Raw genomic sequence first — 19,746 nt, forward strand, 5'->3', positions numbered from 1 at the left:
CCGGAAACATCCTCCCTGTCGGAGAGAGGCGCCCACGGCCTTCTGAGAGGGCGATCGGCCCACAAACGGCACGGCCGGGCAATGGCGGCGCTCCGGCTATTTTCCGCCGGCGGGGACGAGCCCCGCCTTTGCAGCGCGAAACAAAATAGCCGGGCTTGGCCATCAAGGCCCTCGCGGGAGCGCGAGTGCTGCCAGGCCGTGCCGCCCGTGGGCTTTCGACGCCTGCGAAGGCCGCGATGGGCGCGGTCTCCAGACAAAGGACGCTCCCGATGATGAACGAAGACGAGGATGCAGGCTTCGAGCCGGTCCACACCTCATCCCCCACCGATCACCTCCTCACCGAACTCCAGCTCTATGGCTGGCGCCCGTTTCAGGACGAACCCGATCTGAGGCCGCTTCCGGAGGGCAATGCCGTCGCCGCCGCGGTCGCAGACATCTTCGACGCCCTCGTCTCGACGCTCGGGGAAACCCGCCTCGAACCCGACCTCGACGACCTGCTCTGGGGGACCGTCAACCTCTTCCACCGAGCCAGCGGCCGGGTGGAACGCGAACTCGACGACAACGAGCAGGCGCAGCGCCGCCTTCAGAGGGAACAGGACGGCAGCGAGGTGAAGTCGGTCGAGCTGGAGCGCCTGACGGCAGAGGGGCAGACCCTGATCGAGCGGCGCAACAGCATGGAACTCTTCCGCGATCTCTCGGCGGAAGCCTTCGAGCACCACACCGGCGCGCCCTGGCGGCCGCGCACCGGCTCGATCGTCAACCATCGCCATCTGACCTCGGCGATGATCGACAGCCGCGACTTCCTTGCAGCGAAGCGCCGGGCCGAGACCGAGGTGATGGTGCCTGCTGGACCCAAGGTTGCCGTGACCGGCGGCGCTGACTTCAACGACCATCGCCTGATCTGGGCGAAACTCGATCAGGTCCATGCAAAGCACCCCGACATGGTGCTGCTGCATGGCGGCACGCCGAAGGGCGCCGAATTGATCGCTTCCCGCTGGGCCGATCACCGTAAGGTCCAGCAGGTCAGCTTCAAGCCAGACTGGACGAAACACGGCAAGGCCGCGCCCTTCAAGCGAAACGATGCCATGCTCAATGTCCTGCCGGTCGGCGTCCTCGTTTTCCCCGGCACCGGTATTCAGGAGAACCTCGCGGACAAGGCCCGCAAGCTCGGCATTCCCGTCATAAAGTTCGACGGTGGCGCGTAAAGCGCCGCCGCCCGGCGGCTGTTTCAGCCGCCTTTACTTGACGGAAGTCCCGATTCTGGGTCAAATAAAGCATCCTTGCAGCAACGGTGAAACAGCATAGTCGCAGGTGGAACGTATCAGCCGGCAGCCTGTCGTGATCCTCAACCGTTCATCTGGAGGTTTCCGTGACGCTGATTCTGTTAGCCATTTCCTTGACGATCACGCTTTGCGTCATCGCCTATAACTTCGCGATCTATGCCTAGCCCTTCATGGCCGGGCTGACCGCCTTCCAATATGTCCACGGCCTGGAGGCAGGTTTCCTCATGTCAGGCCTTGCCGCCGTCGTTGCGGCTCTGCTTTCGGTGGCACTGGTAATCGCCGTTATCGGCTTTGCCAAAAATCCGGGTTTGCACCTGATAGCGCTCGCCGTCTTCGCTGTACCTGCCATGATCGCCGGCTATGCGCTCGTTCATGGCGTGACGAAGAATTTCGTCGACTCCACGATCGCGTTGAACCTGCTCGGCGGTGTTGGCGGCCTGTTCATCGGCATCTCTGCGATGCTCAATCTCAACGCGCTCGGTACCTCCGTCGTCTCGCGTTGATACGGCCGTCGCGATCTGCCGCTTCCTGAGAAAATCCCGGCGGCTTGCGGCTCGGTGCCTCCGGCTCCCCGATCAAAACGGGCCGTTGTGTCAGCGTCGTGTCCGCCACGATTTTCTATTTTGCCTCGCTCGGTTCGGAAAGCGGATCATCGAATCCCAACACCGCGGGCGCATGCAGTCGGCGCCCTGCCGGTCGGCCTGCTTGGCGCAGTGGGCAACCGCGAGCACCTTCATTTCCCCATGTCCCCCAATGTTCCTGGATCGAGCTTTCTGCCATTGGGACGCGGAGCGATGCCATCTGCCTGAAGCTCGGTAGCCGTTATTGTCCCAGCCCGCCGGTCCGGCTGGAGACAAGGTTGCCGGTAAAGGGGGGGCTTGCTGCTGCCCCGATAATGGGATTGCAGCGGCATCCTGTCAGAACGGTGCTGCCGGCGGGGACGAAGATCCTGCTGTGCGGCCCCGTTTGGGCTCTCAAAGAGACCATCCCTCCGACTGACTGATCCCCTAAGTCCGTTCAGTTTCCGACCGCAACCCCCGCGGTTTCGGACCGAGTTGGCGCAAAGCGCCTGCCCACACCACTCCGACCTTGGGGGTCAAGCTGCCGCCGAGGCGTCAGTGCAGGCGTCTCCTGACGGCCTTGGCCGGGTCTCATCGAAGGGATGGTCCCTCCGAGGAGCAACGGAGACTCACAATGCAGAACATCGTCATTCTCGCCGGCAACATCGGCCAGGATCCCGAAACCCGCAATACCCAGAGCGGCACTAGCATCACCCACTTTACCCTGGCGACCTCGCGCCCACGCTACTCGGAAGGCAAGGTGGTCCGGGACAATAACGGCTACCGGGTCCAGGACACCGAATGGCACCGCATCACCGCCTTCAACGGCCTCGGCAAGACGATCCAGGAACATTGCGAGAAAGGCATGAAGGTTCTGGTTCGCGGCCGTATCCACTACACCAAGTGGACCGACCAGCAAGGAAACGACCGCTACGGCTGCGAGATCATCGCCGAGACGGTCGATTTCCTGAACCGGGCGAAGCAGACCGATAACGAAGATGGTCAGTTCACTGACGACAGCGACATCCCGTTCTGAGCGGGATGCCAGGAGCCCGGCGGCGCAAGCCGCCGGGATTTTCGTGTTCGCGTTGATCACGACCATCGGGTTCAGGCCAATCTCGTCCGGCGACGACTGAAGCCCTGTCCGGCTCAGGCGAACAAATCTCGCCCAGTCCCATCCGGTCATATCTGGAGGCGGGCATCACGTTCCATCTCTGGGGCACGCCAAGGATCGAGACCAACAGGGTGGCGCATCGAACAGTTGCAACGATGGGTGCTGCAAGGTTTTCCGGTTCTTGCCTACGCTCACCATTCCCCGCTCTTTGAGACGCAACCTTGATTTCAATCCCGGCCTTTCAGGGTCAACCCTTGCAGGGTCCGCTACGCGAGCGTGCGGTCGCGTCGGCCTTGCCTCCGCGATGACCCCGGTCGGGACCAAAACACTTCGGGCGCCTGTCGAGCGGGGGATGGTCCCCGCCTCCAAACAGGAGCCGGAAAATGTCCCTTGCAGACGCTCATGCCTACGCCCTCAGCCTCGCCGCCACCCTGATGGTCTCGATCGTCATCTTCCGTGCCGGCGACGGAACCGTCAGCGTGATGCCCGCCACCGAGTATGACGGTGATGACGAGACCGTCATCAGGGAGATCGATCCATTCGCCTGACGGTAGAGCTTCGGCTCCGCCGTCGGGCCTCGGCGTTGCAGCCGCCGGGCTGCAACCGAATCAGATGAGGGCGAATGCCATGGTTCACGTCTTTTCAGCACGTTCCCGCTGGCATTCGCAGCCAAGAACGACTAAAATAGCCGTAGTTTTGGAATGCGCGCAGGTCTATGTGGGAGGTGATCATGCATGATCACCGCCCGACAATTTCGGGCCGCGCGTGCGTTACTGGCTTGGACACAGGAGACGCTCGCTGACAAGGCCCGGGTATCACTGACCGCGCTCAAGCGCCTCGAATCCGAAAGCGGTCTCGAGGTGTATGAGAGCACGCGCGATCAGGTCCGACGGGCTTTTGAAGACAACGGGATCGTCTTCCTTAACTCCGGCCCTGATGTGGGAGTGATGCTTGTCAGCGAAAAGCGCTAATTCAGAACCGATCATTGGAAGTGCGCATATTCCCGAGCCCAAATTTTACTATACCATTAAAATTCCGCTATCGATCGCCAGCAATTTGGGCAAAAGCGGAAGGGGAGGACTGCATGACCAAGGTTAAACTCGCGGACTGTCCGCCGACCAACGCCGAACTCACGGCCTACGACCGCGAACACCTCAAACTTTACCTGCGTCTTCTCGATGCGGAGGCGGAAGGCGCCGATTGGAGGGAGGTTGCCGAAGTCGTGCTTCGCCTCGATCCCAAGCGCGACGCCGAGCGCGCTCACCGGATCTATGCAGCTCACCTTGCGCGAGCGAAATGGATGGCCGAACACGGCTTTGCCGACCTTATGCGCTCAAGTCTTCATTGATCACTGTCGCGCATGATGCAAAACCTGCATCACGTTACGCGACCTTCGTTGTTCCCAAAAGCCGACCGAGTTGAGATTGTTCCCCCTCCGTAACCCACAGTCGTAACGTGCGTGGAGGTTTGGAGGAATGCCGCAAGACCAAGACTGGCGATCGAATGCCAATTATGACTTTGTTGATCAATTGACGACGTCCGAACTTGCCTGGGAATTCCTTCGCCGGAACCAGGATTACCGCCAAGCCTACCGCGATCTTTCCGCTCGTGGACAGCTTCATAGCGACCAGGCGCGCGAGGTCGCTGAAAAATGGGGATTGTGTTTTTGTTGCAGATCCTCAGCGCACAGCACTCGACCAGCCCGTCTTCTGGACCCCGATTGCCGACCCCGGAGCCATTCTGCTCCACAGGGTCTTATTCGCTTCAAGCGATACTGGGACTGCTGAAGAATTCATCCGAGCACACGCGATCGACAGCTCTGGCGACGGGTGCCTGCGGCTCAGCGTCAATGAAGAACATCTCGAGGTCACCCGGATCGATTCCGATTCCGGCGGCATTCTGGTCGCCATCATCATCCTCGACGATGACACACCGGATCGGCTTCACGCGCTAATCCGCTTTTCGGCCATGCTGACCGGCCAGCGCGTCCCGACCGATAATCGCCTGACGCCGCAGCGTCGGCAGCGCACTCGCCAGATGCTGCGCGTCTTCGATGCCCGCTTGGCCGGCGCGACCTACCGTGACATCGCCATCGCGATCTACGGGCGCTCGCGCGTCGCCTCCGAGCCCTGGAAAACATCCTCCTTGCGAGACGCGGTCATTGGCCTCGTCGAGGGCGGCTTTACGATGGTCGATGGCGGCTATCTCCAGTTGCTACGTCGCCGCCGCCGATCCTAGCAGTTTCCGTTCCAGCCATGGGGTGGGGATTTTAGCCCCTTTAAATTCCCCATCCCCCCTGACGACTCTTCTCCGCCACCGTGGTCGTCATCCACCGCTGAACCGCAGCGGCCACCAGCAACCCCACGGAGGCCCGATCCATGCGACCCGATCTTGCCGTTTTGCCGCCGCGCTACCTGCGCACCAAGGAAGCCGCGGAATTCCTGAGCCTCTCCGCCCGAACCCTTGAGAAGCACCGGACCTATGGGACCGGCCCGTCCTATCGCAAGCTCGGCGGCCGCGTCGTCTATGCCGTCGATGACCTCGAAGCCTGGGCCGAACGCGGCGCCGTCACTTCCACCTCCGATCCGCGTGGCCAGGTGCTGCCGGCGAAGCGCCAGACGCTCCCCGCCGTGCCGCAGCCCGGCCGCTACGCACGCTGATCGCGGCCTGTTTCCCGAATGGCGGCGCGGCATCGGTCCTCCTCGGAGCGTGGGCAGCTCGATCTGTTCCGGGCGCTTCCAGGCGACTTCGCGCCAAGAGACGCGCAGGATCTCATGGCTTTCCCATTTTTCTCCCTCTCGAAAACCCATCGTGTCACGCCGATCGACTTCATCGCCGGCAATGTGACGATCCGGGTCGAAGCCGTTCCCGATCACGGCATGGCCACGATCTGGGACGCCGACATCCTGATCTGGGCGGCAAGCCAGATCGTCGAGGCGCGCGACGCGGGGCTGCGCACCTCGCGTCTCATGGCCGCCACCCCCTACGAAATCCTGAAGTTCGTCGGTCGCGGCACCTCGCTTCGGGATTATCAGCGCCTGAAGGCGGCACTCGACCGGCTCCAGTCCACCACCGTCGCCACCACCATCCGCCAGCCCGCCGAGGGGCGCCGTCATCGCTTCTCGTGGATCAATGAGTGGAAGGAACGGACGGACCGGCACGGCAGGCCGGACGGCATCGAGATGATCCTTCCAGACTGGTTCTACCAGGCCGTCCTCGATGACGCGCTCGTGCTCACCATCGATCGCGCCTATTTCGATCTGACGGGCGGGCTTGATCGCTGGCTTTACCGGATCGTCCGCAAGCACGGTGGCCGCCAACGCGATGGGTGGCGCTTTGACTTCCGGCACCTTCATCAGAAATCCGGCAGCCTGTCTCCCTTCCGGCGCTTTGTCTTCGAAATGCGCGACATCATCCGCCGCCAGCCGTTGCCCGGCTACACGCTGTTCATGGAAGTGGGGGTCGGTGGCCGGATGCTGCTTGCCTTCGCGCCCTGTGGACAACCTGTGGACGGCCTCGTGCTATCGGGAACGCCCAATATCGTGCCATCAGGAACGCCGGTATCGTGCTATCGGGAACGCAAACAGGGCTTAACCCACGGCAATAAAACCGGAAATCGCGCTCTTAACTTAGAATCTAACCCAGAATCTAACTTTGAAGAGCGCGCGCGCGATGTGCAAAAGCTCATCCGGGAGACCGCAAGCGGCCTTAGCGTAACCGCAAAAAAGAGCGGCTGCGGATTGGTTTCCCGTAAAGACGAAACGACGCAAGCCACGGCAGAGACGCCGGAACTTCCTCTCGACGACCGTTCGGGAGGCACGCGATGATCGTGGCCTTCCTCAATCAGAAGGGCGGTGCCGGCAAGACGACGCTGGCGCTCAATCTCGCCGGTGAATGGGCACGGCGGGGGCTCCGAGTCACCCTGGTCGATGCCGACCCGCAGGGCTCGGCGCTCGACTGGTCGCAGCAGCGCGAGCATGAAGGGCTTCCGCGCCTGTTCGGCGTCGTCGGCCTGGCGCGCGACACGCTCCATCGCGAGGCGCCTGAGCTCGCACGGAACGGCGATCATGTCGTCATCGACGGCCCGCCTCGGGTCGCCGGGTTGATGCGCTCGGCGCTGCTCGCCGCCGATCTCGTGCTGATCCCGGTGCAGCCTTCGCCGCTCGACGGCTGGGCGTCGGCCGAGATGCTCGCGCTTCTGCGCGAAGCGCGCGTCTATCGACCGGATCTCGCCGCGCGCTTCGTCCTGAACCGCTGCGGCGCGCGCACCGTACTGGCGCGTGAGACAGCCGAGACCCTGGCCGATCACGATCCGCCAGCGCTTTCCAGCACGATCGGCCAGCGCATCGCCTTCGCCGCGGCTGCGCAGTCTGGCCGCCTTGTCTGCGAACTTGATGATGACATGCCGGCTGCACGCGAGATCGCGGCGCTGGCCGTCGAGATCGATCGTCTCGGAATCGGTAGGGGGGCATCGTGACCGAGCGTCCGTCCCGCAAAGGTTTCGCCGCTCGGCCTGCCGACCCGGATCACTGGATCAAGGCCGCCGAGGCGCCGCCACGCAATGCTGACGCCGGCGGGTTCACCGCACGGCTCACCATCGACGTAACACCCGAGCTGCGCGGACGGATCAAGATCGCCGCCTTCCGGCGCAGCGTCACCGTCGCCGACATGCTGCGCGAGATGCTCGCGCGCGAATTCCCCCCGACCGAAGGAGATCCCTCATGACCGGCAACGCGGCTCCCCGCTTGCGCGGCGGCCTGTTGCCGTCCGCACGCTCCACCGACGACATGACCCATGTCGAGCTGACATGGATCGAGAATAAGGTCGAATACTGGATCAGGTTCGGCGAGCAAGCGCACGAGCTGATCCTCGATCGCCGCCGGCGCGTCGTGTCGTTCCGGCCGAACAGCATCTTCGCGTTCGTCCGGTGGGCAGCCAACGATTTCGGCACGATCATATCGCGCATCGATATCGTGCGCGCCATCGAACCGGGCGAAGCTTATCAGACGCTGCCCTTCGTGCGCCCCGGCGGCGAAATCCTCCTGAAGATCGAGGGCTGGCCCAAGGTCGAGGACGTGCTGCGCCACATCGACGCCGTGGAGCGCGCCGGCATCGACGCCTGCGACGTCGCGCCCGATCACTGGCGCCATGTCGCCCACCGGATGCAGGCCGGTCACCTGCCGCGTCCCTACACTGTCGAACGCCATCAGGCATGGCTCAAGCGGCAGGGGATCGGACGGTGACCCGCCTCGGCTATGTCATGGTGACGTATTTCGCGGCAATGGGCGCTGCCGTTGCTGCGTTCATTCCGACGCCGACCAGGCTCGTCTGGAACGCCACCGCCAGCGCGCCGCTCGGGCTCTACACCATCGCGCCGGCCGACCGGCTGGAGGTGCCCGAACTGGTCGCCATCATGCCGCCCGAGCCGCTCGCCAACTTCATGGTCGGGCGTGGCTATGTCGGTCACGGTGTGCCGCTCCTGAAGCGTGTGCTCGGCCTGCCGGGACAGCAGGTTTGCCGGATCAGGCGCGACATCATGATCGATGGCATTGCCATCGGTTCCGCCCTCAGCCGAGACAAGATGGGCCGCGACCTGCTGGTCTGGCAGGGCTGCCGCACTGTCGCCGACGACGAGCTTTTCCTGATGAACTGGGAAGTCGCGGATAGTCTCGACGGCCGCTACTTCGGGCCGCTTCCAGCTTCCGCCGTGATTGGCCGGGCAATCCCCCTCTACACCGATGAAGACGGCCACGGCCACTTCGTTTGGCGCGCGCCGACGCGGTGACGGCGTGCCCATGCCCATTCCCACCGCAGATCCAAGGAGGCAAGCATGACCCAGATTGGTCAATTCACCCGGACGGAAACTGGCTTTGAAGGAGAGTTCAGAGCACTCGGCATCAAGGAAGACATCACACTTGTTCCCGCCGAGCACTCGGGCTCCGAGAACGCTCCGGACTATCGCGTCCTGCTCGCAGGTGACGAGGGTTCCGATATCGGCGCGGGCTGGAAGCATGTCGGTGAACGCGCCGGCGAATATGTCTCCATCGAGATCGACAGCCCTCTCTTTGCCAAACCGCTACGCGCCAACCTGTTCCAGTCCGGCGGCGACAGCACGGTCTGGGGGCTGCACATGAACCGGCCCGCCAAATCACGCAAGGAGGATTGAGCGGTGCCGGCTCCTTGCAGTAGCTCCTATGCCGGTCGGTCAGCCGTCCGGCATAGGGCTGTCCTTTTTCTCCTTTCCGGCCTGGCCTTCGCCGCGCCTGCCACGGTCTCGGTATGCGCGCAAACGCTGCCAGCGACACGCACGGCGACTGCCGATCCTTATGCTGCGCACATCGCCGAGGCATCGCAGCGCTTCGGCATCCCGCAGACATGGATCGTCGCGGTGAAGCGTGCCGAAAGCCATGACGACGTGCGCGCCGTGTCGCCTGCCGGTGCGCTCGGCCTCATGCAGATCATGCCCGGCACATGGGCCGAACTGCGCACCCGTTACCGGCTTGGGCACGATCCTTTCGATCCGCGCGACAACATCATCGCCGGCACGGCCTATCTGCGCGAGATGCTCGATCGCTACCGCACGGTTCCGGCCATGCTCGCGGCTTACAATGCGGGACCGGCGCTCTACGACGAATACCTCGCAACCGGCCGTTCCCTGCCGGCCGAAACGCGTGCCTATGTCGCCTTGCTTGCACCCGCTCTGGGCAGCGCAGCCCCCTCGGACAGGCCGCGAACCGCGCTCCAGCCACCGGCCGATTGGCGAGAGGCGCCGCTCTTCGTGGCGCGCGACGACAACCGCCGGCCTGCCGATGATCGAGCCGCCGGTCATCCGTCGAGCGGCCAGCAACCTTCCGTTCCGGCGCAGGACGATCGCGCCGCCCGATCACAGCCAGACACCATTTTCCTCACCCGGCGCGAGGGGGACGGTCCGCAATGACCCTCAACCGGCTCTTTCGCATCCTGTCGGGCTCTGGCGCATCATGGAGGGTGCCGGGGGTGGAGGCAGGAGAAGCAACCGGAGGATGGCAGGATAAAAGGACGCACATTGCGTGGCGGTCGAGTGGTTGTTTTTGCTGGGGTTTCTGCCCCGTTGCGCACATTTCCCGGCTCTGCCGCAATGTTCGCCAACGACCCAACACCCTGTCTCTACGAGATTTTCTGAACATTGCGGGGCTACGCCATGGCCGATGAGCGCGAGTTCCGCGTCCGTCCGGGGCGCATCCGGTCCAGCCGGGGGCAATCGGCGCGGCCCTTTATCGCGCAGGCGCTCGCCGCGGCGAAGAGGGCCGGCGGCGGCGTATCGCGCTCCGGCCGCGTTGTTCCCGGTAATCGCTCACGTTTCGGACATGGTCAGCGCGCCAGCATCCAGGCCAATCGCCTGATCTCGTCGCGCTCGCGCGGCGCTGTCGTCAAGGCGCGCGTCGTGCGGCATTCGGGACGGACAGCGCCACTCGGCACCCACCTCAACTATCTGCGCCGCGAGGGCGTGACCCGTGACGGGGAAAAGGCCCGCCTGTTCGGGCCGGACACCGAGAATGCTGACGCCCGCGCCTTCGCCGAGCGGAGCCAGGATGACCGGCATCATTTCCGGTTCATCGTCTCCCCAGACGACGCGCTGGAAATGTCCGATCTCAAGTCCTTCACCCGTGATCTCGTCGGACAGATGGAGAAGGACCTCGGCACCCGGCTCGACTGGGTGGCCGTCGATCACTGGAACACCGAGCATCCCCATGTCCATCTGATCGTGCGCGGCGTCCGTGACGACGGCCAGGATCTCGTCATCTCGCGCGACTACATCAAGGAGGGGATGCGTGACCGGGCGCGCGATCTCATCACCCAGGAGCTGGGGCCGCGCACCGACCTCGACATCCGCCGCACGCTGGAGCGCCAGATTGAATCGGAACGATGGACCCAGCTCGACCGTCAGCTTGTCCGGGATGGTAAGGAAACCGGTATCATCGATCTTGCGCCGCAATCGGATCGCCAGCCAGACGAGTTTCATGCCCTGAAGGTCGGACGCCTGCGCAAGCTGGAAGTCCTTGGCCTGGCCGGACAGGTCGGCCACTCGCAATGGTTCGTCAAGCCGGAAGCCGAGGCGGTACTGCGCGAACTCGGCGAGCGTGGCGACATCATCAAACGCATGCACAAGGCGCTGACGGACCGCGGTATCGAACGCGGCTCGGCCAACTACGTGCTGGCCGGTGAGAGCCTCGATGAGCCGATCATCGGCCGCCTGGTCGATCGCGGTCTCGACGACGAGCTGAAAGGCACGGCCTACGCCGTGGTCGACGGCGTCGATGGCCGCACCCATCATATCAAGCTGCCCGATCTCGATGCGGCCGGTGACAGCGCTCCCGGCTCGATTGTCGAGCTGCGCAAGTTTGATGACGCGCGCGGTGAGCGCCGTGTTGCGCTCGCCGTTCGCTCCGATCTCGACATCGAGCGACAGGTCACGGCATCGGGCGCGACCTGGCTCGACCGGCAGGCGGTGGCAAGAGAGCCGATGTCACTGTCCGATGGCGGCTTCGGCACCGAGGTGCAGCAGGCCATGGACCGGCGTGCTGACCATCTTGTCGAGCAGGGTCTGGCCGAGTGTCAGGGACGTAGCGTGGTGTTCGCCCGCAGACTGGTCGACACCTTGCGCCGCCGCGAACTCGATGCGCTTGGTGAGAAACTCGCTACCGAGACCGGTCAGCCATTCAACGTGGCCGCAGGCGGCGAATATGTCGCCGGCACCTATCGCCAACGCTTCGCGCTCGCCTCCGGCCGCTACGCGATGATCGACGACGGACTTGGCTTCCGGCTCGTACCGTGGTCGCCATCCCTGGAAAAACAGCTCGGCCGCCACGTCTCCGGCGTCGCCCGCAACGACGGCGGCATCGACTGGAGTTTTGGCCGCAAGCGGGGGCTCGGCCTTTAAACCTCAATACATGAAAGGACCAACGCCATGTCCGCGACGAAAATTCTCTGGGGCCAGATCCTCACCGTCTTCCTGATCGTGCTGATGACGACCTGGGGCGCGACACAGTGGACGGCGTGGCGCCTCGGCTTCCAGCCTCAGCTCGGCCAGCCCTGGTTCGAGCTGGCCGGCTGGCCGATCTATTATCCTCCGGCCTTCTTCTGGTGGTGGTATTTCTACGATGCCTATGCGCCACCGATCTTCGTCGAAGGCGGTATGATCGCGGCGTCTGGCGGCTTCATCGCCATCGCGGTTGCGATCGGCATGTCGGTCTGGCGGGCACGCGAGGCAAAGAATGTTGCGACCTACGGATCGGCGCGCTGGGCCGAGCCGGAAGAAGTGAAGGCCGCCGGTCTGCTCGACCAGGACGGTGTTGTTCTCGGCAGGCTTGATCGGGCCTATCTGCGGCATGATGGCCCGGAGCACGTCTTATGTTTTGCGCCCACGAGATCGGGCAAGGGCGTCGGCCTGGTCGTGCCCTCGCTGCTCACCTGGCCAGGTTCGGCCATCGTCCACGACATCAAGGGGGAGAACTGGACACTTACCGCCGGCTTCCGATCCCGGCACGGCCGAGTGCTGCTGTTTGACCCGACCGATGCACGATCGGCAGCCTACAATCCGCTACTCGAGGTGCGGCGGGGTGAATGGGAAGTCCGCGACGTCCAGAACATAGCCGACATCCTGGTCGATCCGGAAGGGTCGCTGGACAAAAGGAACCATTGGGAGAAGACCAGCCACGCGCTGCTGGTCGGAGCGATCCTGCACGTCCTTTATGCCGAGAAGGACAAAACGCTGGCCGGCGTCGCGGCATTTCTGTCCGATCCGAAGCGGCCGATTGAATCGACGCTCGCCGCCATGATGAAGACCGCGCATCTCGGTGACGCAGGTCCGCACCCGGTTATCGCGTCGGCCGCGCGTGAGCTGCTGAACAAATCCGACAACGAGCGATCAGGCGTACTTTCGACGGCCATGTCGTTTCTGGGCCTGTACCGCGATCCTGTCGTTGCCGAAGTGACGCGGCGCTGCGACTGGCGCATTACCGACATCGTCGGCAGCAAGCGCCTGACGACGCTTTACCTCGTCGTTCCGCCGTCCGACATCAACCGCACCAAGCCGCTGATCCGCCTCATCCTCAACCAGATTGGCCGCCGTTTGACCGAGGATTTGCAGGCGAGGGGCGGGCGTCACCGGCTACTGCTGATGCTGGACGAGTTTCCGGCATTGGGCAGGCTGGATTTTTTCGAGAGCGCCTTGGCCTTCATGGCGGGCTACGGCCTCAAATCATTCCTGATCGCCCAATCGCTGAACCAGATCGAGAAAGCCTATGGGCCGAACAATTCGATCCTCGACAACTGCCATGTGAGGGTGTCGTTCGCCACGAATGACGAGAGGACCGCGAAGAGGGTGAGCGACGCGCTCGGCACCGCCACCGAGATGAAGGCGATGAAAAACTATGCCGGGCATCGGCTGTCGCCCTGGCTCGGGCATTTGATGGTCTCGCGCTCGGAAACCGCGCGGCCGCTGCTCACCCCTGGCGAGATCATGCAGCTTCCGCCGGCCGACGAAATCGTCATGGTCGCAGGAACGCCGCCGATCCGGGCGAAGAAGGCGCGATACTTCGACGATGCAAGGTTTCAGGAGCGGATACTGCCGCCGCCGAAGCTGGTCCGTACCGGCGAACCGCATCCGGACGACTGGAGCCGCCTGCCGATCCCAGCTCGTCTCCCGTTCAACGAAGCTGCGGCGGGCGCCGCCGAGGAGGATGAGGATCCGACCGAATCCGAGCGCCGGCGTCAACCCGAACTGAGCCGCGTGAAACCTGTCGAGAAGAAGGAGCCCATCGAAAACGAATTCGAGATCGATCTTCCCGATGAGATGGAGGAGGAAGCCACCCGGAACCGCCGAATGGCCCGCCTCATGCAAGGTGTGGCGCGACAGGTCTCGCTTGATCCGAATGACGGGATGGAGCTGTGACCCCAATGACTGGCAGAAAAAAGAAAGCGCAGATCTCCGTCTATCTCGAACCTGACGTCATGACGATGCTCTCGGATTATGCAGCGCGCCGGGAGCAGCCGATGTCTTTGATTGCGGAGGCGGCCGTCGCTTCCTTCCTGTCGCCGGACGACGCCGAACGGCGGGAGGCATTGATCGCCAAGCGCCTCGATCAGATCGACCGCCGCATGACGCGGCTGGAGCGCGATGTCGGTATCTCGGTCGAAACGCTAGCCGTCTTCGTCCGCTTCTGGCTCGCCACCACGCCAGCCTTGCCTGAACCGGCCGCACAGGCGGCGCGGGCCAAGGCCGGCGAACGATACGAGGCGTTCGTCACGGCACTCGGCCGACGTCTGGCACAGGGGCCGAAACTCAGGCAGGAAATCTCCGAGGACATCACCGACTCATCCGAGGGATAGGTCTCTCCACACGCGGGTACGTACCGCGAATAGTCGTCGCCTCGGTTGGTTCAAGAAGACAGCTCCATCGCCGTTTTCCTGTATTTGCACGCTATACTACTACGACGCCATTTCCTTGTTGAATCGCATGAACTTCCGGCTCTTTTAATAATCCCCGTCCGGGGACAGTCTGATTTCCCCGGCGAGAAACGGGGATCGGATGGCAGTCTCGCATCGAAATTCGGAGGGCTTTGCGCGTGGCGCTCGGATGTTGCGCACCGCGCTGGGTGCTGCCATCGCCCGCTTTCTGGAAGATCCCGGCGTTGTCGAAGTGATGCTCAATCCCGATGGGCGCTTGTGGATCGACCGGCTCTCTGAGGGCATGTCCGACACCGGCGAGCGCATCTTGCCCCCGGATGGCGAACGCATCATCCGACTGGTTGCTCACCATGTCGGCGCGGAGGTTCATGCCGGCGCTCCGCGTGTTTCGGCCGAATTGCCCGACAGCGGCGAACGCTTCGAAGGTCTCCTGCCTCCGATCGTCACAGGTCCGGCCTTCGCCATCCGCAAGCCGGCGATCTCGGTGTTCACCCTCGACGACTATGTTTCGGCAGGAACGATGACCGCCGATCAGGCGGCGTTGCTGCGCGAGGCCGTCGCCTCGCACGCCAACGTGCTGGTCGCAGGCGGCACCGGCACCGGCAAGACGACGCTTACCAATGCACTGCTGGCCGAAGTCGCGAAGGCGCAGGACCGGCTTCTCATCATCGAGGACACGCGCGAGCTTCAAAGCCAGTCCGAGAACAAGGTGCCGATGCGCACCAAGGATTTCATCGCCAGTCTGACCGATCTGGCGCGCTCGGCCATGCGCTTCCGGCCCGATCGCATCATCGTCGGCGAGGTGCGAGGCCCTGAAGCACTTGATCTCCTGAAACTTTGGGGAACGGGGCATCCCGGCGGCATCGGCACCATCCACGCCGGCACCAGCATCGGCGCGCTTCGCCGGCTCGAACAGCTCATTCAGGAAGCCGTCGTGACTGTCCCCAAGGCACTGATCGCCGAGACCATCGACATCGTGGCGGTGCTTTCCGGCCGCGGCTCCGCGCGCCGCCTCTCTGAACTTGCCCGTGTCGAAGGACTCGGCCCGGACGGCGACTACCGCGTCGCCCCCGCACGCTTTTCCCCCGACCGCCAACCGCTCCCGAAAGGAGAATAGTCATGCCCCTCCGGTTCCCGCCTGTTCTGCCGAAGCTCTTCAGCCCGCGCATCACCCTGTCCATGGTGCCGGTTCAGGCGAGTTCGCGCACGCCGTCTCTGCGCGGCTTGCGTCGCCACCTCATGAGCCCGACGACCGTCGCCACGATCATGGTAATGGCGGCTGCGCCGGCTCATGCTTCCGGGTCTTCCATGCCGTGGGAGGCGCCGCTTCAGTCGATCCTCGAATCCATCGAGGGGCCAGTCGCAAAGATCGTCGCCGTCATCATCATCATTGCAACCGGCCTGGCACTGGCTTTCGGCGATACGAGCGGCGGCTTCAGGAGGCTGATCCAGATCGTCTTCGGCCTGTCGATCGCCTTCGCGGCCAGTTCCTTCTTCCTCAGCTTCTTCAGCTTCGGCGGCGGGGCGCTCGTCTGATGGCGGGTGTTCTGGAACACACCAACGACCTGCCGGGCTTCACCGTCACCGTACATCGGGCGCTGACCGAGCACATCCTGCTCGGCGGCGCTCCGAGAAGCATCGCCATAATGAACGGGACGCTCGCCGGAGCCGTCGGCCTCGGCCTCCGTCTCTGGCTGGTCGGCCTCGCCATATGGGCGGTCGGGCATTTCGCGGCGGTCTGGGCGGCGAAACGCGATCCGCTTTTCGTGGAAGTTGGCCGTCGTCACCTTCGTATCCCCGGACATCTGTCGGTGTGAGGGCGCGGCCATGATGAACCTTGCCGAATACCGCCGCACCGCCAGCCGCCTCGCGGATTTCCTGCCCTGGGCCGCGCTTGTCGGCGAAGGTGTCGTTCTGAACAAGGACGGATCGCTGCAAAGGACCGCGCAATTTCGCGGTCCGGATCTGGAATCTTCTGTTGCTGCCGAACTGGTCGCCGTCGCCGCCCGGCTGAACAATGCCTTCAGGCGTCTCGGTTCCGGCTGGGCAATTTTCGTGGAGGCGCAGCGCCAGGGAGCCGCGACCTATCCCGACGATCGCTTTCCCGATCCGGCCTCGGCCCTGCTTGACGCCGAGCGCAAGGCCGATTTCGAGGAGCAGGGGAGCCATTATATTTCCGGCTACTTCCTCACCTTCACCTATCTCTCGCCTGCCGAAGATGCGGCGCGCGCGGAGACGTGGCTCTATGAGGGGCGCGAACGATCCGGTGTCGATCCGAACGAGATCCTGCGCGGCTTCGTCGATCGTACCGATCGTGTGCTGGCGTTGCTCGACGGCTTTATGCCCGAATGCCACTGGCTCGATGACACCGAGACGCTGACCTACCTGCACTCGACCGTCTCGACCAAACCGCACCGTGTCCGCGTTCCCGAAACGCCAATGTACCTGGACGCGCTGCTGGCCGATCAATCTCTGACCGGCGGGCTGGAGCCGCGCCTTGGCGACGCTCATCTGCGCATCCTCACCATCGTCGGTTTCCCGACCGCGACCACGCCCGGAATTCTCGACGAACTGAACAGGCTCGCCTTTCCCTATCGCTGGTCGACACGCGCGATCCTGCTGGACAAGACAGACGCCATCAGGCTGCTCACCCGAATCCGCCGCCAGTGGTTTGCGAAACGCAAGTCGATCGCCGCCATTTTGAAAGAAGTGATGACCAACGAGGCTTCGGTCCTGGTCGATACCGATGCCGCGAACAAAGCGACCGATGCGGACATCGCGCTTCAGGAACTCGGCGCCGACTATGCCGGCACGGCCTATGTCACGGCGACCATCGCCGTATGGGACGCCGATCCCCGCCTTGCCGACGAAAAGCTCCGGCTTGTCGAAAAGGTTGTCCAGGGCCGCGACTTCACGGCGATGCCGGAATCCATCAATGCCGTCGATGCCTGGCTCGGCTCGCTGCCGGGGCATGCTTACGCCAACGTGCGCCAGCCTCCGGTCTCGACGCTCAATCTCGCCCACATGATTCCCCTCAGCGCCGTGTGGGCGGGGCCGGAACGGGATGACCACCTGGGTAGCGCCCCCTTGCTGTTCGGCAAGACCGAGGGAAGCACCCCGTTCCGGCTATCCATTCACGTCGGCGATGTCGGGCATACGCTCGTCGTCGGGCCGACCGGCTCGGGCAAGAGCGTGTTGCTCGCCTGTATGGCGCTCCAGTTCCGCCGCTACGCCCAAGCTCAGGTCTTCGCCTTCGATTTCGGGGGCTCGATCCGGGCCGCAGCCCTCGCCATGGGTGGCGACTGGCATGATCTGGGCGGTGATCTGACCGAAGGGGATGCGTTTTCCGTCTCACTCCAGCCACTTGCGCGCATCCATGATGTGCCCGAACGCGCCTGGGCGGCCGACTGGATCGTTGCCATCCTGACGCGCGAGAGCATCGCGATCACGCCTGATGTCAAGGAGCATATCTGGACGGCGCTGACCTCTCTCGCTTCGGCGCCGGTCGAGGAACGCACCATCACCGGCCTGACGGTGCTGCTGCAATCGAACGACCTGAAGCAGGCGCTCAGGCCGTATTGCGTCGGCGGTCCTTATGGCCGGCTGCTCGATGCCGAAACCGAGCACCTCGGCAGCGCGTCGGTGCAGGCCTTCGAGATCGAGGGGCTGGTCGGCACCGGCGCCGCTCCGGCCGTCCTGTCCTATCTATTCCACCGCATCGGTGACCGGCTAGATGGCTCGCCCACCTTGCTCATCATCGATGAGGGCTGGCTGGCGCTCGATGATGAAGCCTTTTCCGGGCAGTTGCGGGAATGGTTGAAAACCCTGCGCAAGAAGAACGCCAGCGTGATCTTCGCCACGCAGTCGCTGTCCGACATCGACAATTCAGCGATCGCCCCCGCGATCATCGAAAGTTGCCCGACGCGCCTGCTTCTTCCGAATGAGCGCGCCGTCGAACCGCAGATCACCGCGATCTATCAGCGATTTGGGTTGAACGCGCGCCAGATCGAGATCCTCGCGCGGGCTACGCCGAAAAAGGACTACTACTGCCAAAGCCGCAGGGGGAACCGCCTGTTCGATCTGGGCCTGTCCGAAGTGGGACTGGCGCTGACGGCCGCCTCCTCGAAATCCGACCAGTCCGCCATCGCCCGCGTCTTCGCCGAGCACGGCCGGGACGGCTTCCTTGCCGCCTGGCTGCGCCTGCGCGGCGTCGATTGGGCTGCGGACTTCATTCCCGACCTCGCCAATCTCATCCCCCAGCCCGACAAGGAGGCTCAATCATGAAGACCTACCGTTTCCGCGCGGCACTGCTTGCCGCATCCATTCTTACCGTTTCAGGCCCGGCATCGATCGTTCTGGCGCCGCCGGCGTCCGCCGCCTGGATCGTCTACGACCCGACGAATTATTCCCAGAATCTTCTGTCCGCCGCACGCGCGCTGGAGCAGATCAACAACCAGATCACCAGCCTGCAAAACGAAGCGCAGATGCTGATCAACCAGGCACGTAATCTCGCCAGCCTGCCGTACTCGTCGCTTCAGCAGATTCAGCAATCGGTGAGCCGCACGCAGCAGCTTCTGTCCCAGGCGCAGAACATCGCGTTCGACGTCGGCCAGATCGACCAGGCGTTTCAGTCGAAATACGCCAATGTCTCGCTTTCGGCCACCGATGCGCAGCTCGTTGCCGATGCAAAGGAGCGTTGGAAGAACAGCGTCGGCGGCCTTCAGGACGCCATGCGCGTGCAGGCCACCGTCGTCGGCAATATCGACACCAACCGCACCGAGATGTCGCAACTGGTCGGTCAGAGCCAGAGCGCGACCGGCGCGCTTCAGGCCGCGCAGGCGGGCAACCAGCTCCTCGCCCTTCAGTCTCAGCAGCTTTCCGACCTCACAGCACTGCTTGCCGCCAATGGCCGATCTACTGCACTCACCGAGGCCGAACGCGCGGCTGCGGCTGAACAGGGACGCGTGCAGCGCCAGCGCTTCCTGACGCCAGGCTCCGACTATCAGGCCGGCAGCGCCAAGATGTTCAACTGAGGGCGCTGGCCATGGACGGCAGGATGCTGGCCCGTCTGGGCGCCGTCGTCTTTGTCGCGGTCGCGATCACCGCGACGGCGACCGAGATGATCAGAAAGAGAGAGGCCCCCGCGCCATGGACACGATCCACAGCCGACGCCGATCCGCCGGCAGATCCCCTCCGGCTCGGCCAGCGCCGGTGCCAGCAGCTTGGGCAAGCTGCCACGAGCGATCCCGAATGCCTGCGCGTCTGGTCGGAAACGCGAGACCGCTTCCTCGGCAGAACATCTGGGCCGGCCGCCCCACAGACCATCGAAGGACAGTGATTC

At 63.8% G+C, this 19,746-nt stretch carries 25 protein-coding genes; all 25 read left to right on the forward strand.

Annotated features, from left to right (window positions below):
• Window positions 1-269 precede the first annotated feature (269 nt).
• The 25 genes from ASB66_RS05990 to trbK-alt all read left to right on the forward strand — a co-directional run bounded on the left by ASB66_RS05990 (window position 270) and on the right by trbK-alt (window position 19,743).
• Window positions 270-1,205 (forward strand): DUF2493 domain-containing protein, encoded by a 936-nt coding sequence (locus ASB66_RS05990; RefSeq protein WP_081089173.1) that lies wholly within the window; start codon window positions 270-272, stop codon window positions 1,203-1,205.
• Window positions 1,206-1,453: 248 nt separating this feature from the next.
• Complete coding sequence (locus ASB66_RS05995) at window positions 1,454-1,786, forward strand: hypothetical protein (RefSeq protein WP_474368107.1); 333 nt, start codon at window positions 1,454-1,456, stop codon at window positions 1,784-1,786.
• A gap of 691 nt (window positions 1,787-2,477) precedes the next feature.
• Entirely contained in the window at window positions 2,478-2,879 is a 402-nt protein-coding gene (locus tag ASB66_RS06000) for a single-stranded DNA-binding protein (RefSeq protein ID WP_060719729.1), read from the forward strand.
• 461 nt (window positions 2,880-3,340) lie between these two features.
• Entirely contained in the window at window positions 3,341-3,505 is a 165-nt protein-coding gene (locus ASB66_RS26425) for a hypothetical protein (protein ID WP_171430984.1), read from the forward strand.
• 186 nt (window positions 3,506-3,691) lie between these two features.
• The gene (locus ASB66_RS06005; protein WP_060719728.1) at window positions 3,692-3,928 is read left to right on the forward strand and encodes a helix-turn-helix domain-containing protein; all 237 of its coding nucleotides are present in this window, start codon (window positions 3,692-3,694) and stop codon (window positions 3,926-3,928) included.
• Window positions 3,929-4,041: 113 nt separating this feature from the next.
• Entirely contained in the window at window positions 4,042-4,305 is a 264-nt protein-coding gene (locus tag ASB66_RS06010; RefSeq protein WP_060719727.1) for a DNA -binding domain-containing protein, read from the forward strand.
• Window positions 4,306-4,432: 127 nt separating this feature from the next.
• On the forward strand, window positions 4,433-4,744 hold the full coding sequence (locus ASB66_RS26640) for a transcriptional regulator domain-containing protein (protein WP_234823915.1): 312 nt from the start codon (window positions 4,433-4,435) through the stop codon (window positions 4,742-4,744).
• A gap of 127 nt (window positions 4,745-4,871) precedes the next feature.
• On the forward strand, window positions 4,872-5,195 hold the full coding sequence (locus tag ASB66_RS26645) for a DUF2285 domain-containing protein (protein WP_272940000.1): 324 nt from the start codon (window positions 4,872-4,874) through the stop codon (window positions 5,193-5,195).
• A gap of 140 nt (window positions 5,196-5,335) precedes the next feature.
• Complete coding sequence (locus ASB66_RS06025) at window positions 5,336-5,617, forward strand: helix-turn-helix transcriptional regulator (RefSeq protein ID WP_060719725.1); 282 nt, start codon at window positions 5,336-5,338, stop codon at window positions 5,615-5,617.
• Window positions 5,618-5,635: 18 nt separating this feature from the next.
• Window positions 5,636-6,784: a replication initiator protein A gene (locus ASB66_RS06030; protein WP_060719724.1), complete on the forward strand. Its 1,149-nt coding sequence runs from the start codon at window positions 5,636-5,638 to the stop codon at window positions 6,782-6,784.
• A complete protein-coding gene (gene parA, locus ASB66_RS06035) occupies window positions 6,781-7,434 on the forward strand; it encodes a ParA family partition ATPase (protein ID WP_060719723.1) in 654 nt (217 codons plus the stop codon). The genes ASB66_RS06030 and parA overlap by 4 nt, the downstream gene beginning before the upstream one ends.
• Window positions 7,431-7,682 (forward strand): hypothetical protein, encoded by a 252-nt coding sequence (locus tag ASB66_RS06040; RefSeq protein ID WP_060719722.1) that lies wholly within the window; start codon window positions 7,431-7,433, stop codon window positions 7,680-7,682. Before parA ends, ASB66_RS06040 begins: the two co-directional genes overlap by 4 nt.
• Window positions 7,679-8,200 (forward strand): DUF2840 domain-containing protein, encoded by a 522-nt coding sequence (locus tag ASB66_RS06045; protein WP_060719721.1) that lies wholly within the window; start codon window positions 7,679-7,681, stop codon window positions 8,198-8,200. The genes ASB66_RS06040 and ASB66_RS06045 overlap by 4 nt, the downstream gene beginning before the upstream one ends.
• A complete protein-coding gene (locus ASB66_RS06050) occupies window positions 8,197-8,742 on the forward strand; it encodes a S26 family signal peptidase (protein WP_060719720.1) in 546 nt (181 codons plus the stop codon). Before ASB66_RS06045 ends, ASB66_RS06050 begins: the two co-directional genes overlap by 4 nt.
• 45 nt (window positions 8,743-8,787) lie before the next feature.
• Window positions 8,788-9,123 carry a DUF736 domain-containing protein gene (locus tag ASB66_RS06055; protein WP_060719719.1) on the forward strand — a complete coding sequence of 112 codons (336 nt, stop codon included), beginning with the start codon at window positions 8,788-8,790 and terminating at the stop codon, window positions 9,121-9,123.
• Window positions 9,124-9,345: 222 nt separating this feature from the next.
• The gene (locus tag ASB66_RS06060) at window positions 9,346-9,894 is read left to right on the forward strand and encodes a lytic transglycosylase domain-containing protein (RefSeq protein ID WP_420094374.1); all 549 of its coding nucleotides are present in this window, start codon (window positions 9,346-9,348) and stop codon (window positions 9,892-9,894) included.
• A gap of 243 nt (window positions 9,895-10,137) precedes the next feature.
• Window positions 10,138-11,877 (forward strand): relaxase/mobilization nuclease domain-containing protein, encoded by a 1,740-nt coding sequence (locus ASB66_RS06065; protein ID WP_060719717.1) that lies wholly within the window; start codon window positions 10,138-10,140, stop codon window positions 11,875-11,877.
• 27 nt (window positions 11,878-11,904) lie between these two features.
• Entirely contained in the window at window positions 11,905-13,890 is a 1,986-nt protein-coding gene (locus tag ASB66_RS06070; RefSeq protein ID WP_060719716.1) for a conjugal transfer protein TraG, read from the forward strand.
• 5 nt (window positions 13,891-13,895) lie between these two features.
• Window positions 13,896-14,327, forward strand: coding sequence for a hypothetical protein (locus ASB66_RS06075; protein WP_060719715.1), 432 nt, complete (start codon window positions 13,896-13,898; stop codon window positions 14,325-14,327).
• 199 nt (window positions 14,328-14,526) lie between these two features.
• Entirely contained in the window at window positions 14,527-15,522 is a 996-nt protein-coding gene (trbB, locus tag ASB66_RS06080; protein WP_114386311.1) for a P-type conjugative transfer ATPase TrbB, read from the forward strand.
• A gap of 122 nt (window positions 15,523-15,644) precedes the next feature.
• The gene (locus tag ASB66_RS06085; RefSeq protein WP_081089172.1) at window positions 15,645-15,941 is read left to right on the forward strand and encodes a TrbC/VirB2 family type IV secretion system protein; all 297 of its coding nucleotides are present in this window, start codon (window positions 15,645-15,647) and stop codon (window positions 15,939-15,941) included.
• Window positions 15,941-16,222, forward strand: coding sequence for a VirB3 family type IV secretion system protein (locus tag ASB66_RS06090; protein ID WP_060719713.1), 282 nt, complete (start codon window positions 15,941-15,943; stop codon window positions 16,220-16,222). Before ASB66_RS06085 ends, ASB66_RS06090 begins: the two co-directional genes overlap by 1 nt.
• Window positions 16,223-16,232: 10 nt before the next feature.
• A complete protein-coding gene (gene trbE, locus ASB66_RS06095; protein WP_060719712.1) occupies window positions 16,233-18,689 on the forward strand; it encodes a conjugal transfer protein TrbE in 2,457 nt (818 codons plus the stop codon).
• Window positions 18,686-19,438: a P-type conjugative transfer protein TrbJ gene (gene trbJ, locus ASB66_RS06100; RefSeq protein WP_060719711.1), complete on the forward strand. Its 753-nt coding sequence runs from the start codon at window positions 18,686-18,688 to the stop codon at window positions 19,436-19,438. The genes trbE and trbJ overlap by 4 nt, the downstream gene beginning before the upstream one ends.
• A gap of 11 nt (window positions 19,439-19,449) precedes the next feature.
• Window positions 19,450-19,743, forward strand: a complete 294-nt coding sequence (gene trbK-alt / locus ASB66_RS06105; protein WP_060719710.1) for a putative entry exclusion protein TrbK-alt — start codon at window positions 19,450-19,452, stop codon at window positions 19,741-19,743.
• Window positions 19,744-19,746 lie beyond the last annotated feature (3 nt).

The organism is Gillisella vitis, from assembly GCF_001541345.2.
GTDB classification, from domain to species: domain Bacteria; phylum Pseudomonadota; class Alphaproteobacteria; order Rhizobiales; family Rhizobiaceae; genus Allorhizobium; species Allorhizobium vitis.

What these genes read in the sequence shown, in the direction of transcription:
- ASB66_RS05990 (WP_081089173.1), top strand. Translation starts at nt 270, where the DNA reads ATGATGAACGAAGACGAGGATGCAGGCTTCGAGCCGGTCCACACCTCA.
- ASB66_RS05995 (WP_474368107.1), top strand. Translation starts at nt 1,454, where the DNA reads ATGGCCGGGCTGACCGCCTTCCAATATGTCCACGGCCTGGAGGCAGGT.
- ASB66_RS06000 (WP_060719729.1), top strand. Translation starts at nt 2,478, where the DNA reads ATGCAGAACATCGTCATTCTCGCCGGCAACATCGGCCAGGATCCCGAA.
- ASB66_RS26425 (WP_171430984.1), top strand. Translation starts at nt 3,341, where the DNA reads ATGTCCCTTGCAGACGCTCATGCCTACGCCCTCAGCCTCGCCGCCACC.
- ASB66_RS06005 (WP_060719728.1), top strand. Translation starts at nt 3,692, where the DNA reads ATGATCACCGCCCGACAATTTCGGGCCGCGCGTGCGTTACTGGCTTGG.
- ASB66_RS06010 (WP_060719727.1), top strand. Translation starts at nt 4,042, where the DNA reads ATGACCAAGGTTAAACTCGCGGACTGTCCGCCGACCAACGCCGAACTC.
- ASB66_RS26640 (WP_234823915.1), top strand. Translation starts at nt 4,433, where the DNA reads ATGCCGCAAGACCAAGACTGGCGATCGAATGCCAATTATGACTTTGTT.
- ASB66_RS06025 (WP_060719725.1), top strand. Translation starts at nt 5,336, where the DNA reads ATGCGACCCGATCTTGCCGTTTTGCCGCCGCGCTACCTGCGCACCAAG.
- ASB66_RS06030 (WP_060719724.1), top strand. Translation starts at nt 5,636, where the DNA reads ATGGCGGCGCGGCATCGGTCCTCCTCGGAGCGTGGGCAGCTCGATCTG.
- parA (WP_060719723.1), top strand. Translation starts at nt 6,781, where the DNA reads ATGATCGTGGCCTTCCTCAATCAGAAGGGCGGTGCCGGCAAGACGACG.
- ASB66_RS06045 (WP_060719721.1), top strand. Translation starts at nt 7,679, where the DNA reads ATGACCGGCAACGCGGCTCCCCGCTTGCGCGGCGGCCTGTTGCCGTCC.
- ASB66_RS06055 (WP_060719719.1), top strand. Translation starts at nt 8,788, where the DNA reads ATGACCCAGATTGGTCAATTCACCCGGACGGAAACTGGCTTTGAAGGA.
- ASB66_RS06065 (WP_060719717.1), top strand. Translation starts at nt 10,138, where the DNA reads ATGGCCGATGAGCGCGAGTTCCGCGTCCGTCCGGGGCGCATCCGGTCC.
- ASB66_RS06070 (WP_060719716.1), top strand. Translation starts at nt 11,905, where the DNA reads ATGTCCGCGACGAAAATTCTCTGGGGCCAGATCCTCACCGTCTTCCTG.
- ASB66_RS06075 (WP_060719715.1), top strand. Translation starts at nt 13,896, where the DNA reads ATGACTGGCAGAAAAAAGAAAGCGCAGATCTCCGTCTATCTCGAACCT.
- trbB (WP_114386311.1), top strand. Translation starts at nt 14,527, where the DNA reads ATGGCAGTCTCGCATCGAAATTCGGAGGGCTTTGCGCGTGGCGCTCGG.
- ASB66_RS06085 (WP_081089172.1), top strand. Translation starts at nt 15,645, where the DNA reads ATGAGCCCGACGACCGTCGCCACGATCATGGTAATGGCGGCTGCGCCG.
- ASB66_RS06090 (WP_060719713.1), top strand. Translation starts at nt 15,941, where the DNA reads ATGGCGGGTGTTCTGGAACACACCAACGACCTGCCGGGCTTCACCGTC.
- trbE (WP_060719712.1), top strand. Translation starts at nt 16,233, where the DNA reads ATGATGAACCTTGCCGAATACCGCCGCACCGCCAGCCGCCTCGCGGAT.
- trbJ (WP_060719711.1), top strand. Translation starts at nt 18,686, where the DNA reads ATGAAGACCTACCGTTTCCGCGCGGCACTGCTTGCCGCATCCATTCTT.
- trbK-alt (WP_060719710.1), top strand. Translation starts at nt 19,450, where the DNA reads ATGGACGGCAGGATGCTGGCCCGTCTGGGCGCCGTCGTCTTTGTCGCG.